Consider the following 13,392-nt stretch of genomic DNA (forward strand, 5'->3'; position numbering starts at 1 on the left):
CCCCCGGCCTGTACGGCGGCACGCCCGCCCCGCGCCCCGCCGGTGGCGTGTACGGCAGCCGCCCGGCGCCGGGCCCGGAGGCCACCCAGGTGGTGCCCGACTCCCCGCCCGTGTCGGCTCCGCCCGCCGGCCCGCGCCCGGTGCCCCCGGTGCCGGGGCAGTACGGGCCGACGCCGTCCGTGCCGCCCGCGAAGGGTGGGCCCGGTGACCCGCCGCCGGAGGCCGGCGGCGGCGACCACACCGTGATCATGCCCCGGCTCCCTGGCTGAGCGGGGCCCCTCCGATACGCTCAGCCCGTTGAGGACCTGCGGCGCAAGGAGCGAGACCGGTGTCTGATCTGTCCCAGATCGTGAAGGCCTACGACGTCCGTGGGACGGTGCCGGACCAGTGGGACGAGCGCGCCGCCGAGGCTCTCGGCGCGGCCTTCGCGCAGGTGCTGAACGGCTTCGGCGAGCAGGGCGAGGCCGTGCTCGTCGCGCACGACATGCGGGCCACCGGTCCGGGGTTGGCGACCGCCTTCGCCACCGGCGTCCGCGCCGAGGGGCGCGCGGTCGTCGAGCTGGGCCTCGCCTCGACCGACATGCTCTACTACGCCTCCGGCGCGCTGGGGTTGCCCGGGGCGATGTTCACCGCCAGCCACAACCCCGCGCAGTACAACGGCATCAAGATGTGCCGCTCCGGGGCCCGCCCGATCGGGCAGGACAGCGGGCTGGCCGAGATCCGCGAGCGGGCGCAGGCCCTGCTGGACAAGGGCGAGGCCCGCCCGGCCGACCCGCCGGCCGCGCCGGTCGAGCGCCGCGACCTGCTGGCCGACTACGCGGCGTACCTGCGGCAGCTGGTCGACCTCTCCGGCATCCGTCCGCTGAAGGTGGTCGTCGACGCCGGCAACGGCATGGGCGGCTACACCGTACCGGCCGTGCTCGGCGACACCGTCCTGCCAGCGCTGCCGCTGGAGATCGTGCCGCTCTACTTCGAGCTGGACGGCACCTTCCCCAACCACGAGGCCAACCCGCTGGACCCGGCCAACCTGGTCGACCTCCAGCGCGCGGTGGTCGAGCACGGCGCCGAGATCGGCCTGGCGTTCGACGGCGACGCCGACCGCTGCTTCGTGGTCGACGAGCGGGGCGAGCCGGTCTCGCCGTCGGCGATCACCGCCCTGGTGGCGGCCCGCGAGCTGGCCAAGCACCCCGGCTCGACGGTGATCCACAATTTGATCACCTCCAGCGCCGTGCCGGAGATCATTCGTGAGCACGGCGGCGAGCCGGTCGTCGCGCGGGTCGGGCACTCCTTCATCAAGGCGGAGATGGCCCGGACGAACGCGATCTTCGGCGGCGAGCACTCGGCCCACTACTACTTCCGCGACTTCTGGTTCGCCGACACCGGCATGCTCGCCGCGCTGCACACCCTGGCCGCCCTGGGCGAGCAGTCGCTGCCGCTCTCCGTGCTGGCGGGCGAGTACGAGCGGTACGTCGCCTCGGGCGAGATCAACTCGACGGTGACCGACCAGGCCGCCAAGGTCGCCGAGGTGCGGGCCGCGTACCCGCAGGCCGACGCCGACGAGCTGGACGGGCTCACCCTGCGCTTCCCGGACGGCGCGTGGTTCAATCTGCGCGCCTCCAACACCGAGCCGCTGCTGCGGCTCAACGTCGAGGCCCCGACGCGGGAGCGGATGGCCGCCCTCCGTGACGAGGTGCTCGACCGGGTTCGCCGATAAGATCGCCTGCGCCGGTCGGCACCGTCGATCGGTGAAACCGCATACGTGGAAGGAGCCGCGCCGTGGCCCTGGACCCGCAGTTGCTGGAAATCCTCGCCTGTCCGGACACGCATCACGCCCCGCTCGACTACGACGCGCAGGCGCAGACGCTGACCTGCACCGAGTGCGGCCGGATCTTCGAGGTCCGCGACGACGTGCCGGTGCTGCTGCTGGACGAGGCGCGCGGCCCCGCGGAGCAGTCATGATCGACGGTACGGCTGGAGTCAGCGGCCGGCGCGAGCCCGACGAGGCACTCCTCGACGACCCGGCCGCGCTGGCCGAGCGCGACCCGGGCGGCATGCTGCGGCACACCGCCTCCGCCGGGGCGCAGGTCCGGGAGACGGCCGCCCTGGCCGCGGAGGCCAACCTCCAGGTGCTCGCCGACGAGGGCCGCCCCCGGGCGGTCGTCATCGCCGGCATCGGCACCGCCGGGCGTACCGGTGACGTGCTGGCCACCGTCGCCGGGCCGCGCTGCCCGGTGCCGGTCATCCCGCACCGTAGCGCCGGCGTGCCCGGCTGGGTGGGCGCCGCCGACGTGGTCATCGCCGTCAGCGCCTCCGGTCGCAGCCCCGAGGCGCTGGGCGCCGCCGAGGCCGCGCACCGGCGGGGCGCCCGGCTGGTCGCCGTCGGCGCGCCCGACTCGCAGTTGCAGTCCGTGGCCGAGCGGGCCCGGGCGCCCTTCATCCCGGTGCCCCGGCGCGCCCCGGCCCGGGCCAGCCTCTGGGCGCTCACCGTGCCGGTCCTGCTCGCCGCCCGTACGCTCGGCCTCGTGAAGGTCAACGAGGCGGATCTGGCGGAGACCGCGGCCCGGCTGGACGCGGACGCCGATCGCTGCCGTCCGACGGCCGAGTCCTTCGTCAACCCGGCGAAGTCGCTGGCCCTGGGCCTGGCCGGCTCGGTGCCGATCGTCTGGGGCTCGTCGCCGCTGGCGACCGTCGCGGCCCGCCGGTTCGGCGACACCCTGTCCGCCAACGCCCGCTACCCCGTGGTCAGCGGCGCGCTCGGCGAGGCGGGGCGCGGCCGGGTCGGCCTGCTCGACGGCGTCTTCGGCGGTCTGGCCGAGGGGGAGCGGGACATCTTCGCCGACCCGGACGAGGAGGCGCCGTCGGGCACCCGGCTGCGGCTGGTGCTGCTGCGCGACGGTGGGCTGAACCCGGAGGACGACGCCGACGAGCCCCTCGACGTCGAGGAGCGGCGCGCGGACGCCGTGCAGACCCTCGCCGAGCGGCGGGGCGTGCGCTGCGACGTGGTGACCGCCGAGGGCGGCTCCGCGCTGGAGCGGCTCGCCTCGCTGGTCGCCGTGCCGGACTTCGCCTCGATCTACCTCGCTCTGGCACACGGACTGGACCCGATGGCCGTGCCGGCCATCACCGAAATGAAGGAGCTGGCAAACCAGTGAGCGATAGCAGGGAACGGGTCGAGCGGCGCACCGCGCCGATGCCCGGCGGTGCCGCGCGACACGACGGAGCGACGGCGTGAGCGCCAACGGTGGTACGAAGGCGATCGTCGCCGCCCTGCTGGCCAACGCCGGCATCGCCGTCACCAAGTTCGTCGCGTTCCTGCTGACCGGATCGTCGTCGATGCTGGCCGAGTCGATCCACTCGGTCGCCGACTCCGGCAACCAGGGGCTGCTGCTGCTCGGCGGGCGGCGGGCCAAGCGGGCGGCCACCCCGCAGCACCCGTTCGGCTACGGCCGGGAGCGCTACATCTACGCGTTCATCGTGTCCATCGTGCTGTTCAGCGTCGGTGGCCTGTTCGCCCTCTACGAGGCGTACCACAAGTGGTCGCACGAGGAGGGCATCACCTCGTGGCACTGGGTGCCGGTCGTGGTGCTGGTGGCGGCGATCATCATGGAGACGTTCTCCTTCCGCACCGCGATCGTCGAGTCCAACCTCGTCCGGGGCAACCAGTCCTGGGTGAAGTTCGTCCGGCGGGCCAAGGCCCCCGAGCTGCCGGTGGTGCTGCTGGAGGACCTGGGCGCGCTGGTCGGTCTGGTCTTCGCCCTCTTCGGCGTCGGCATGACGCTGATCACCGGCAACGGCCGGTGGGACGCGGTCGGCACCGCGATGATCGGTGTGCTGCTGGTGGTGATCGCGATCATCCTCGCCATCGAGACCAAGAGCCTGCTGCTCGGCGAGGGCGCCGAGGCGCAGGACGTCGCGGCGATCGAGAAGGCGGTCACCGATGGGCCCGAGTTCGAGCGGATCATCCACATGAAGACGCTTTACCTCGGTCCCGAGGAGCTGATGGTGGCCGCCAAGGTCGCCGTGCCGTCCGGCGACACCGCCGAGGTGCTGGCCCGCAGCATCAACACCGTCGAGACCCGGATCCGCGCCGCCGTGCCGACCGCCCGGGTCATCTACCTGGAGCCGGACATCTACAGCGTCGCCGCCGAGCGGGCGGGCGCCGGGACCGCGTCGCCCGCCGCGCCGGGCGTCGAGCCGGGTGAGGCGGCCGGGCGGCCCGGGAGCTGACCGGTGGAGCTGCTGCACGGACCGATCCGCGACTACGCCTGGGGATCCCGTTCGGCCATCGCCGAGTTGCAGGGGCGGCCGGTGCCGAGCGACGGCCCGGAGGCCGAACTGTGGCTGGGCGCCCACCCGGGCGGCCCCGCCGCGGTCGACCGCGGCGGTGACCGGGTGAGTCTCACCGACCTGCTGCTCGCCGAGCCGGACCACTGGCTCGGCGAGCGGCTCGTCGGGCGGTTCGGCACCCGCCTGCCGTTCCTGCTCAAGGTGCTCGCCGCCGACGCCCCGCTGAGCCTCCAGGCGCACCCGGACGCCGAGCAGGCCCGCGCCGGGCACGCCGCCGACGCGGCCCGCCCCGACGGGCAGCGCAACTACGTCGACCCGTACCACAAGCCGGAGCTGCTGGTCGCGCTCTCGCCGATGGAGGCGCTCTGCGGCTTCCGGGACCCGGCCGCCTCGGCGGCGGCGCTGGCAGGCTTCGGCGTACCCGCGCTGGAGCCGGTGCTGGCGGCGCTGCGCACCGGGCCGGCGGGCCTGCGCGAGGCCGTACGGCTGCTGCTGACCTGGCCCGCCGACCGGCGCGACGCGCTGGTGGCGGCCGTGGCGTCGGCGCCGGTCGCGGGGCCGGACGCGGAGTTGGCGCGGGACCTGGCCGCCGCCTACCCGGGCGACCCCGGGGTGCTGGTGGCGATGCTGCTCAACCGGGTGCGGCTGGCGCCCGGGGAGGCGATCTGGATGCCGGCCGGCAACCTGCACGCCTATTTGCGCGGCACCGGCGTGGAGATCATGGCGGCCAGCGACAACGTGCTGCGCGGCGGGCTGACGCCGAAGCGGGTGGACGTCGAGGAGCTGCTGCGGGTGCTGCGCTTCGAGGTGCTCCGTGACCCGGTGGTGCCGCCGCTGGAGGTGGCCCCGGGCGTGGTCACCTGGCCGGTGCCGGTGGAGGACTTCGCGCTGCACCGGGTGACGGTGGGCGCGGGGCTGCCGCAGGTGACGGTCGAGGTGCCCGGGCCCCGGGTGGTGCTCTGCGGCTCCGGTGAGGTCTCGGTCGACGACGGGGCCGGCGCGGTGACGCTGGGGCCGGGGCGGGCGGCCGTCGGGAGCGCCGCCGCCGGGCCGCTGCGCCTGGGTGGCGCGGGGGAGGCGTACGTGGCGAGCTGCGGCCTGCGCTGAGGCGCGGGGCGGCGGCGCAAGTCCGACTTTCCCGGAATAGCTTGACTCGACGCTGGCACAGTGTGACTCTATGGGTACGCAGCGTTATCGCGACGACGGTCCGAGAACGTGCGGGGGAACCAAACCGGGGGGATGCACGGGGCGGGCGGCTGGCGGACGGGACACCGTCCACGACCGACCGCCTCGTGCGCTGTCCGCTGATGTCTTCGTGCTCTCTTCACCGGCCGGTCCTCGCGACTGCGGTCCGCGAGCGTAAGGTGAATGGTCGCGCAGCACATCGTCCGACAGGAGATTCCATGACCAGCACCCTCCCGGCGTCCGCCAGCGGGACGCCGTCCGAGGCCCGGCCGAGCACTCTCGCCGAGGGCGACTACAAGGTGGCGGATCTGTCGCTCGCCGAGTTCGGGCGCAAGGAGATCCAGCTCGCCGAGCACGAGATGCCCGGCCTGATGGCGATCCGTCGGGAGTTCGCCGACGCCCAGCCGCTCGCCGGTGCCCGGATCACCGGGTCGCTGCACATGACCATCCAGACCGCCGTCCTGATCGAGACCCTGGTCGCGCTCGGCGCGCAGGTCCGCTGGGCGTCCTGCAACATCTTCTCCACCCAGGACCACGCCGCCGCCGCGATCGTGGTCGGCCCGGACGGCACCCCCGAGGCCCCGGCCGGCGTCCCGGTCTACGCCTGGAAGGGCGAGAGCCTGGAGGAGTACTGGTGGTGCACCGAGCAGGTGCTCGCCTGGCCCGACGGGCAGGGCCCGAACATGATCCTCGACGACGGCGGCGACGCCACCCTGCTGGTGCACAAGGGCGTCGAGTTCGAGAAGGCCGGCGCCGTCCCGCCGGTCGAGTCGGCCGACTCCGAGGAGTACGCGGTCATCCTCGGCGTGCTGCACCGCTCGCTCGCCTCCGACGGCCAGCGCTGGACCCGGATCGCCGCCGGCATCAAGGGCGTGACCGAGGAGACCACCACCGGCGTGCACCGGCTCTACGAGATGCACCGCGCCGGCACCCTGCTCTTCCCCGCCATCAACGTCAACGACTCGGTGACGAAGAGCAAGTTCGACAACAAGTACGGCTGCCGCCACTCGCTGATCGACGGCATCAACCGGGCCACCGACGTGCTGATCGGCGGCAAGATGGCGGTCGTGCTCGGCTACGGCGACGTCGGCAAGGGCTGCGCCGAGTCGCTGCGCGGCCAGGGCGCCCGGGTCGTGGTGACCGAGGTCGACCCGATCTGCGCGCTCCAGGCGGCGATGGACGGCTACCAGGTCGCCACCCTGGACGACGTGGTCGACAAGGCGGACATCTTCATCACCGCCACCGGCTGCTTCGACGTCATCACGAACGAGCACATGGCCCGGATGAAGCACCAGGCCATCGTCGGCAACATCGGCCACTTCGACAACGAGATCGACATGGCCGGCCTGGCGAAGCGCTCCGACGTCGAGCGGGTCAACATCAAGCCGCAGGTCGACCTCTGGAAGTTCGCCGACGGGCACGCCATCATCGTGCTGTCGGAGGGCCGCCTGCTTAACCTGGGCAACGCCACCGGCCACCCGAGCTTCGTGATGTCGAACTCGTTCGCCAACCAGACGATCGCCCAGATCGAGCTGTTCACCAAGACCGACGAATACCCGATCGGCGTCTACGTGCTGCCCAAGCACCTCGACGAGAAGGTCGCCCGGCTGCACCTGGAGGCGCTCGGCGCCAAGCTGAGCACCCTGACCAAGGAGCAGGCGGCCTACCTCGGCATCTCCGTGGAGGGCCCGTTCAAGCCGGAGCACTACCGGTACTGACCCCGGCCGCACCGACCGGGCCGGCCGCTCCCCGCCGAGCGGTCGGCCCGGCCGGCGTTTCCGGGGCGGACGCCGCCGCCGGCACGGGGCGAGCCGGCCGGCGTCGACCGCGGGCGGGCGCGTGCCGGCACGGACGCGAGCCGGTCGGCGTCGACGCGCGGGCGGGCGCGTGCGCCGGGCGGTCAGTCCCGGTGGGAGCGGCGGCGGGCGGGGCGGACCCAGCTCCACACGCACCAGACGAGCCAGGCCACCGAGACCACGGCGGCCAGCGTGCGCAGCCGCAGCGCGTCGAGCAGCAGCACCACGGCGAGGACGGCCAGCCAGGGCGCGAACGCCCTCACGACCGCCACCGGCCGAGCACCATCCGGCGCACCAGCGGCGGAGCGATCCACGACCAGACGCAGAAGAGCATCCAGGCCACGGCGAACAGGCCGCCGAGCACCTTCAGGCCGGCGGCGTTGAGCAGCACGATCGTGCCGACCGCGAGCATCCAGGTGCGGAAGATCCCCAGCCGGTAGAGCGGGCGCAACGGCAGCAGCAGCGGGTGCGCGTACACCCGGGTCTCCCAGGCGGCGTCGGCGTAGTCTGCGTCGGTCGGGTCGTGCGCCGCCGCCTGGCCGAAGGCACGGTGCGCGGTGCCCACCCGGCCGCGCTGGGCGGCGGCGACGCCGTGCAGGGCGAGCGCCACCGGGTTGTCCGGCCACGCCCCGAGGAACTCCCGGGCGACCCGCTCGGCCGCCCGGTCGTCACCCCGGGCGTACGCGAGCTGGAACCGGGAGGCGAAGACGACCGGCGCGTCCGGGGCGATCGCCGCCGCGCGGGCCAGCAGGCGTTCCGCCTTGTCGGTCTGCCCCACGGCGGAGCAGAGGTCGGCGTACTGGCAGAGCAGCCACGGGTTCTCCGGCTCGATGGCGAGCGCGTCGAGCAGCGCCCGCTCGGCGAGGGCGTGCTCGCGGCGGTGGCGCAGCGCTAGGCCGAGCCGGCCGAGCAGTTCGGCGTCCGGGCCGTGCTCGGCGAGCCCCTGCCGGGCCACGGCCACCACGTCGTCCCAGCGGTCGAGCACGGTCAGCGCGCCCGCCCGCAGCCGGAACGCGAGCAGGCTGGTGGCCAGCGGGGCGGGCAGCCGGTCGACCTCCGCCAGGGCCTGCTCCGGGCGGTTCACCTCCAGCAACTGGGCCACCCGGGCGAGCTGCACCTCCGGGGCGGTCACGCGACGGCCACCAGGAAGACCAGCACGGCCTCGGCGGAGCCGAGCACGAACACCGCCCCGAGGCCGGGCAGCCACAGCGACGCGGGCTGCCCGCCGCGCAGCTCGTACGCCCGGAACAGGCGCTTCTGCGTGGCGGCTGCCACGAGCCAGACCAGCCCGCCGGCCAGCGCCCCGATCAGCCGTACGGGACGGTTGCCCCCGTCGTCGAAGAACGCGAGCGTGATCGTCAGCCGGGCGACCAGCCCGGCCAGCCCGGTGCCGAGCACCGCCAGGTGGGCCGGGCGGGACACCCCCAGGCGACGCCCGTTGACCAGCGCCAGCACGGTGACGGCCGTCGGGCCACCGAACGCGGCGGGGAAGATCAGCGACTGGGGCCGCCACGGTGGGCGTCGCACCTCGTACGCCGCCGGTGCGATCGTGGGGGTGAACAGGTCGTCGGCCACGGTCATCCTGTCTCCGTAGGGGCGAGCCGGATCCTGCCACAGCCGACGCCCGCCCCGCCTGCCCGGCCGGACCGGGCCGCCACTCAGGAGCCGGCGTCGGACCAGGTGCCGGCGGGGGACGCCGAGGCCCCGCCGTCCCGCGTCGACAGCACGACCGCCGGTCGTGGCGCCGGAGCGGCCTGCGCCGGCACGGCGGGCCCGGCCACCGGGGCGAGGTCGGGCGCCGCCGGCCGGATCGTGCCCGGCGACGCGTCGGTCCCGGGCCGAGCGGCGGCCGGCGAAGCCGCGGTGGACGGTGGGGCCGCGGCGGTCGGCGCGGGCGGACCGGGCAGCAGCTCCGGCCAGAGCGTCGCGGCGGCCGTCCGGCCGAGCCCCAGCCGGTATCTCGCCCGCCGGTGCCGCTCGCCGAGGACCGCGGCCAGGTAGACCGACTCGGGCATGCCCGGGGGTGCGGGAGGCGTGATCACCGCCGAGATCTCGGTCCACAGCCCGCGCCCCAGCAGCCCGCGCGCCGGCTCCGCCAGCTGGTGGACCCGGGCCAGGTACTGCCGGGCGGCCAACGCCAGGGCGTCGTCCAGCCGGCTCAGGTCCACCGTGGCCGCCCAGCCCGCCAGCGCGGGCACCGCCGTGGGGACGGGCCGCCAGGCGGTCGCCGCCCGGGTGTGCACGACCAGCGTGCCCGCCACCAGGTCGCCCAGCCGGCGCCCGCGCCGGTCCGTCAACATCACCGCCACCCCGGCCACCCAGCTCAACAGCGGCAGCACCAGGCCGGGCCACTCCACGGCCACGCCGACCAGCGCCCGGGTCAGCGACTGCCGCGCCGCGACCGGAGCGCCGTCGGCGCTGACCACCCGCAGGCCGACCGCCATCTTGCCCAGCGTGCGGCCCTGGTTGAACCGCTCGCACAGCACCGGGTAGCCGACCAGCACCAGGATCAGGCCCACCGTCGCGAGCCCGCCGGCCAGGGCGCCGTCGACCAGCCCCTCCGGCAGGTTGAGCAGCGCGACGCCGACGCTCATGGACAGCACCAGCATGAGGGCCGCCTGGGCCAGGACGTCGAGCAGCAGCGCGAGCACCCGGGAACCGATCCGGGCGGCCCGGACGTCCAGCTCCACGGCCTCCCCGCTGACCAGCCCGGCGTCACCCCAGGGGGCGGGAAGGGCCGGCGGTCGTGGTTGTGCTCTCACCCCGACAGTGAACACTATGATCGCCGGACGGGGGTGACGGTGGATCTCGACGCGTACGTCGCGGAACACGGTGGGGAGTGGCGACGGCTGGAGGAGCTCTCCGGGCGCGGCCGGCTCGACGCCGACGAGGTCGACGAGCTCGTCGCCCTCTACCAGCGGGCGGCCACCCAGCTGTCGGTGCTGCGCAGCCGCTCGCCCGACCCGGCGCTGGTCAGCCAGCTCTCCCAGGTGGTGCTGCGCGCCCGGGCCCGGCTCACCGGCCGCCCGCGCCCGTCGTGGGCGGCGGTCGGGCGGTTCTTCGTGGCCGGCTTCCCCGGCGCGGTCTACCGCGCGTGGCCCTGGTGGTGCGGGGTGGCGACCGGGTTCAGCCTGCTCAGCCTCTTCCTGATCTGGTTCGTGGCGGGCAACCCGGGGACGGCGGCGGCCTTCATCGGCGACGAGGCGGCCGCCGACCTGGTCGAGTCCGGCTTCGCCGGCTACTACACCGAGTTCGCCGCGCCGACGTTCGCCTTCCACCTGTGGACGCACAACGCCTGGCTCGCCGCCCAGTGCCTCGCCGCCGGGGTGCTGATCGTCCCGGTGCTCTACCTGCTCTGGCAGAACGCGCTCAACATCGGCGTGGTCGGCGGGGTGATGGTCGCCTACGGCCGCGCGGACGTCTTCTTCGGCCTGATCACCCCGCACGGGCTGCTGGAGCTCACCGGGGTCTTCGTGGCCGCCGGGGTGGGCCTGCGCATCGGGTGGGCGTGGATCGCGCCGCCGACGCAGCTCACCCGGGGGCAGGCGGTGGCCCGGGCGGGACGCGAGGGCGTCCTGGTCGCCGTCGGGCTGGTGGGCCTCTTCGCGGTCTCCGCCGTCATCGAGGCGTTCGTGACCCCCGCGCCCGTGCCGGTTCCGCTCCGCGTCGCCGTGGGCGCCGCCGTCTGGCTCGCCTTCCTGGCGTACGTGGTGGTCCTCGGTCGCCGGGCCACCGCCGAGCGGCGCCGCCACGCCGATCCGCCTCAGAGCTGACCGAGGGCCTTGAGGCGCAGGTAGGTGTCGGCCAGTGTGGGGGCCAGCCGGCCCGCCGGGGCGTCGACGACGGTCACGCCGTGCCGGCCCAGGGCGGCGCGCACCCGGTCGCGCTCGGCGAGCGCCCGCCAGGCCGCCGCGGCGGCGTAGGCGTCCGACGGGCGCTGCGGAACGGTGCCGGTGAGGGCGGTCAGCACCGGATCGTGCGTCGCCGCGATCACCACCCTGTGCCGGGCGGCCAGCCGGGGGAGCACCGGCAGCAGCCCCTCGCCGAGGGCGCCGGCCTCCAACGCGGTGAAGAGCACCACCAGGCTGCGCTGCCGCTGCCGGCGCAGCAGCTCGCCGGCGACGAGGTCGAAGTCCGTCTCCGTTAGCGTCGGCTGGAGCGGGGCGAGGGCGTGCACCACCCGGGGGAGCAGGGCCGGCCCGCCGCTGCCGGTGACCGTGGCCCGGACCGCCGTGTCGGCCGCGAGCAGGTCGACCCGGTCGCCGGCGCGGGCGGCGAGGGCGGTGAGCAGCAGCGCGGCGTCGATCGCGGTGTCCAGCCGGGGCTCGTCCCCGACCCGCACCGCCGACGTCCGCCCGGTGTCCAGCACGCACACCAGCCGGCGGTCCCGCTCCGGCCGCCAGGTGCGCACCAGCACGTCGGCCCGGCGCGCGCTCGCCCGCCAGTCGATCGACCGCACGTCGTCGCCGACCACGTACTCCCGGAGGGTGTCGAACTCGGTGCCCTGGCCCCGCCCGCGGCTCACCTGGGTGCCGTCGATGACCCGCAGTCGGGACAGCTTCTCCGGCAGGTGCCGGCGGGAGTCGAAGCGGGGCAGCACGCGCACCGTCCACGGCGGGGTGGCCGGCCGGCCGGCACGCTGCCGGAACCCGAGTCCCAGCGGCCCGAACGAGCGCACGGTCAGCGCCACCGCCGGCCGGTCGCCCCGCCGCAGGGGCGTGAGCCGGCTGGGCAGCGCCACCGTCGCGCCCGGCTCGACGCGTACCAGCTGCGCCGGGGGCACGTCGGGACGGGCGCCGGCGGACGGCACCCAGGCGTCGCGGACCCGGGCCCGCAGCGTACGACCGGAGGGGTTGTGCAGCAACAGCGCGACGGTGGCGGTGCCGCCGAGCCGGACCGCGCGGTCCCCCTCCCGGGCGGCCGTGAGCGCGCCCGGGGGCGCGGCCAGCGCCCGGTCGAGCAGCACCAGCAGCAGCACCGCCCCGGTCATCACCAGCAGCCCGACGAACGGCGACGGCCAGGCCGGCAGGGTCAGCGCGCCGACCGCCAGCAGGAGCGCCGCCCGCCAGGTCATCGCGGCGTCGGCACGGTGGCGAGCACCGTGTCCAGCACCGCGTCCACACCGACGCCCTCCAGCTCCACCTCGGGGCGCAGCCGCAGCCGGTGCCGCAGCGTCGGCCGGGCGACCGCCTTCACGTCGTCCGGTACGACGTGGTCGCGGCCGGCCAGCCAGGCCCACGCCTTGGCCGTGTTGAGCAGTGCGGTGGCGCCCCGGGGCGAGGCGCCCAGCTCCAGCGCCGGGGTGTTGCGGGTGGCCCGGCAGAGGTCGACGATGTAGCCGAAGAGCGGCTCGGCCACGTGCACCCGGCCGACCGCCGCCCGGGCCGCCGCCAGGTCGGCCGCGTCGGCCACCGGCCGTACGCCGGCGGCTGTCAGGTCGCGCGGGTCGAAGCCGGCGTGGTGCGCGCGGAGCACGCCCAGCTCCTCCTCCCGGTTGGGCAGCGGCACGGTGAGCTTGAGCAGGAACCGGTCGAGCTGCGCCTCCGGCAGCGGATAGGTGCCCTCGTACTCGATCGGGTTCTGGGTGGCGGCGACGATGAACGGGTCGGGCAGCGGCCGCCGTTCGCCCTCGACCGAGACCTGCCGCTCCTCCATCACCTCCAGCAGCGCCGACTGGGTCTTCGGCGGCGTCCGGTTGATCTCGTCGGCGAGCAGCAGGTTGGTGAAGACCGGCCCCTCGCGGAAGGTGAAGGCGGCGGTGTGCGGGTCGAAGATCAGCGAGCCGGTGACGTCGCCCGGCATCAGGTCCGGGGTGAACTGCACCCGCTTGGAGCCCAGGTCGAGGGCCGTGGCCACGGTGCGGATCAGCAGGGTCTTGGCCACGCCCGGCACGCCCTCCAGCAGCACGTGCCCCCGGCAGAGCAGGGCGATCACCAGGCCGGTGACGACCGCGTCCTGCCCGACGACCGCCTTGGCGACCTCGGCGCGCAGCCGGTGCAGGGCGGCGCGGGGGTCGACGGGGTCGGTGGTCGGCAGCTCGGCGGTGCCGGCGGGTCGGGTCACCGGGGGTCTCCTTCGGCTCGGTGCGGATGCGGTCGTCACCGGCCTGGTGATCGCCCTGCTC

The 13,392-nt window shown here is 75.2% G+C and carries 13 protein-coding genes and 1 pseudogene; 8 read left to right on the forward strand and 6 right to left on the reverse strand.

What is annotated here, in order from left to right:
• From ACSNN9_RS24735 to ahcY, 7 genes and pseudogenes are all read left to right on the forward strand, one after another.
• A pseudogene (locus ACSNN9_RS24735) lies at positions 1 to 269 on the forward strand (hypothetical protein); the annotation flags it as partial.
• Between the two features lie 59 nt (positions 270 to 328).
• The gene (locus ACSNN9_RS24740; protein ID WP_436675617.1) at positions 329 to 1,714 is read left to right on the forward strand and encodes a phosphomannomutase/phosphoglucomutase; all 1,386 of its coding nucleotides are present in this window, start codon (positions 329 to 331) and stop codon (positions 1,712 to 1,714) included.
• A gap of 62 nt (positions 1,715 to 1,776) precedes the next feature.
• A complete protein-coding gene (locus ACSNN9_RS24745) occupies positions 1,777 to 1,959 on the forward strand; it encodes a Trm112 family protein (RefSeq protein ID WP_089001904.1) in 183 nt (60 codons plus the stop codon).
• A complete protein-coding gene (locus ACSNN9_RS24750) occupies positions 1,956 to 3,152 on the forward strand; it encodes an SIS domain-containing protein (protein ID WP_436675618.1) in 1,197 nt (398 codons plus the stop codon). Before ACSNN9_RS24745 ends, ACSNN9_RS24750 begins: the two co-directional genes overlap by 4 nt.
• Positions 3,153 to 3,228: 76 nt before the next feature.
• Entirely contained in the window at positions 3,229 to 4,227 is a 999-nt protein-coding gene (locus ACSNN9_RS24755) for a cation diffusion facilitator family transporter (RefSeq protein ID WP_436675619.1), read from the forward strand.
• 3 nt (positions 4,228 to 4,230) lie between these two features.
• Complete coding sequence (gene manA / locus ACSNN9_RS24760) at positions 4,231 to 5,394, forward strand: mannose-6-phosphate isomerase, class I (RefSeq protein WP_436675620.1); 1,164 nt, start codon at positions 4,231 to 4,233, stop codon at positions 5,392 to 5,394.
• A gap of 296 nt (positions 5,395 to 5,690) precedes the next feature.
• Positions 5,691 to 7,190 carry an adenosylhomocysteinase gene (gene ahcY / locus ACSNN9_RS24765; RefSeq protein WP_436675621.1) on the forward strand — a complete coding sequence of 500 codons (1,500 nt, stop codon included), beginning with the start codon at positions 5,691 to 5,693 and terminating at the stop codon, positions 7,188 to 7,190.
• Between the two features lie 182 nt (positions 7,191 to 7,372).
• Here ahcY and ACSNN9_RS24770 read toward each other — a convergent pair whose 3' ends face one another.
• From ACSNN9_RS24770 to ACSNN9_RS24785, 4 genes are all read right to left on the reverse strand, one after another.
• A complete protein-coding gene (locus tag ACSNN9_RS24770; RefSeq protein ID WP_436675622.1) occupies positions 7,373 to 7,540 on the reverse strand; it encodes a hypothetical protein in 168 nt (55 codons plus the stop codon).
• A complete protein-coding gene (locus ACSNN9_RS24775) occupies positions 7,528 to 8,400 on the reverse strand; it encodes a tetratricopeptide repeat protein (protein WP_436675623.1) in 873 nt (290 codons plus the stop codon). The genes ACSNN9_RS24770 and ACSNN9_RS24775 overlap by 13 nt, the downstream gene beginning before the upstream one ends.
• A complete protein-coding gene (locus tag ACSNN9_RS24780; protein ID WP_436675624.1) occupies positions 8,397 to 8,849 on the reverse strand; it encodes a hypothetical protein in 453 nt (150 codons plus the stop codon). The genes ACSNN9_RS24775 and ACSNN9_RS24780 overlap by 4 nt, the downstream gene beginning before the upstream one ends.
• Positions 8,850 to 8,926: 77 nt before the next feature.
• Complete coding sequence (locus ACSNN9_RS24785; RefSeq protein ID WP_436675625.1) at positions 8,927 to 10,030, reverse strand: RDD family protein; 1,104 nt, start codon at positions 10,028 to 10,030, stop codon at positions 8,927 to 8,929.
• A gap of 33 nt (positions 10,031 to 10,063) precedes the next feature.
• Between ACSNN9_RS24785 and ACSNN9_RS24790 the strand changes: the two genes are divergently transcribed.
• Positions 10,064 to 11,041 (forward strand): stage II sporulation protein M, encoded by a 978-nt coding sequence (locus ACSNN9_RS24790; protein WP_436675626.1) that lies wholly within the window; start codon positions 10,064 to 10,066, stop codon positions 11,039 to 11,041.
• On the opposite strand, the gene ACSNN9_RS24795 is transcribed toward ACSNN9_RS24790, so the two are convergent.
• Entirely contained in the window at positions 11,032 to 12,342 is a 1,311-nt protein-coding gene (locus ACSNN9_RS24795) for a DUF58 domain-containing protein (RefSeq protein WP_436675627.1), read from the reverse strand. The two genes, ACSNN9_RS24790 and ACSNN9_RS24795, sit on opposite strands and share 10 nt — an antisense overlap.
• A complete protein-coding gene (locus tag ACSNN9_RS24800) occupies positions 12,339 to 13,331 on the reverse strand; it encodes an AAA family ATPase (protein ID WP_436675628.1) in 993 nt (330 codons plus the stop codon). Before ACSNN9_RS24800 ends, ACSNN9_RS24795 begins: the two co-directional genes overlap by 4 nt.
• Between the last annotated feature and the right edge of the window lie 61 nt (positions 13,332 to 13,392).

Source organism: Micromonospora sp. URMC 107 (assembly GCF_051386315.1).
Lineage (GTDB): Bacteria > Actinomycetota > Actinomycetes > Mycobacteriales > Micromonosporaceae > Micromonospora.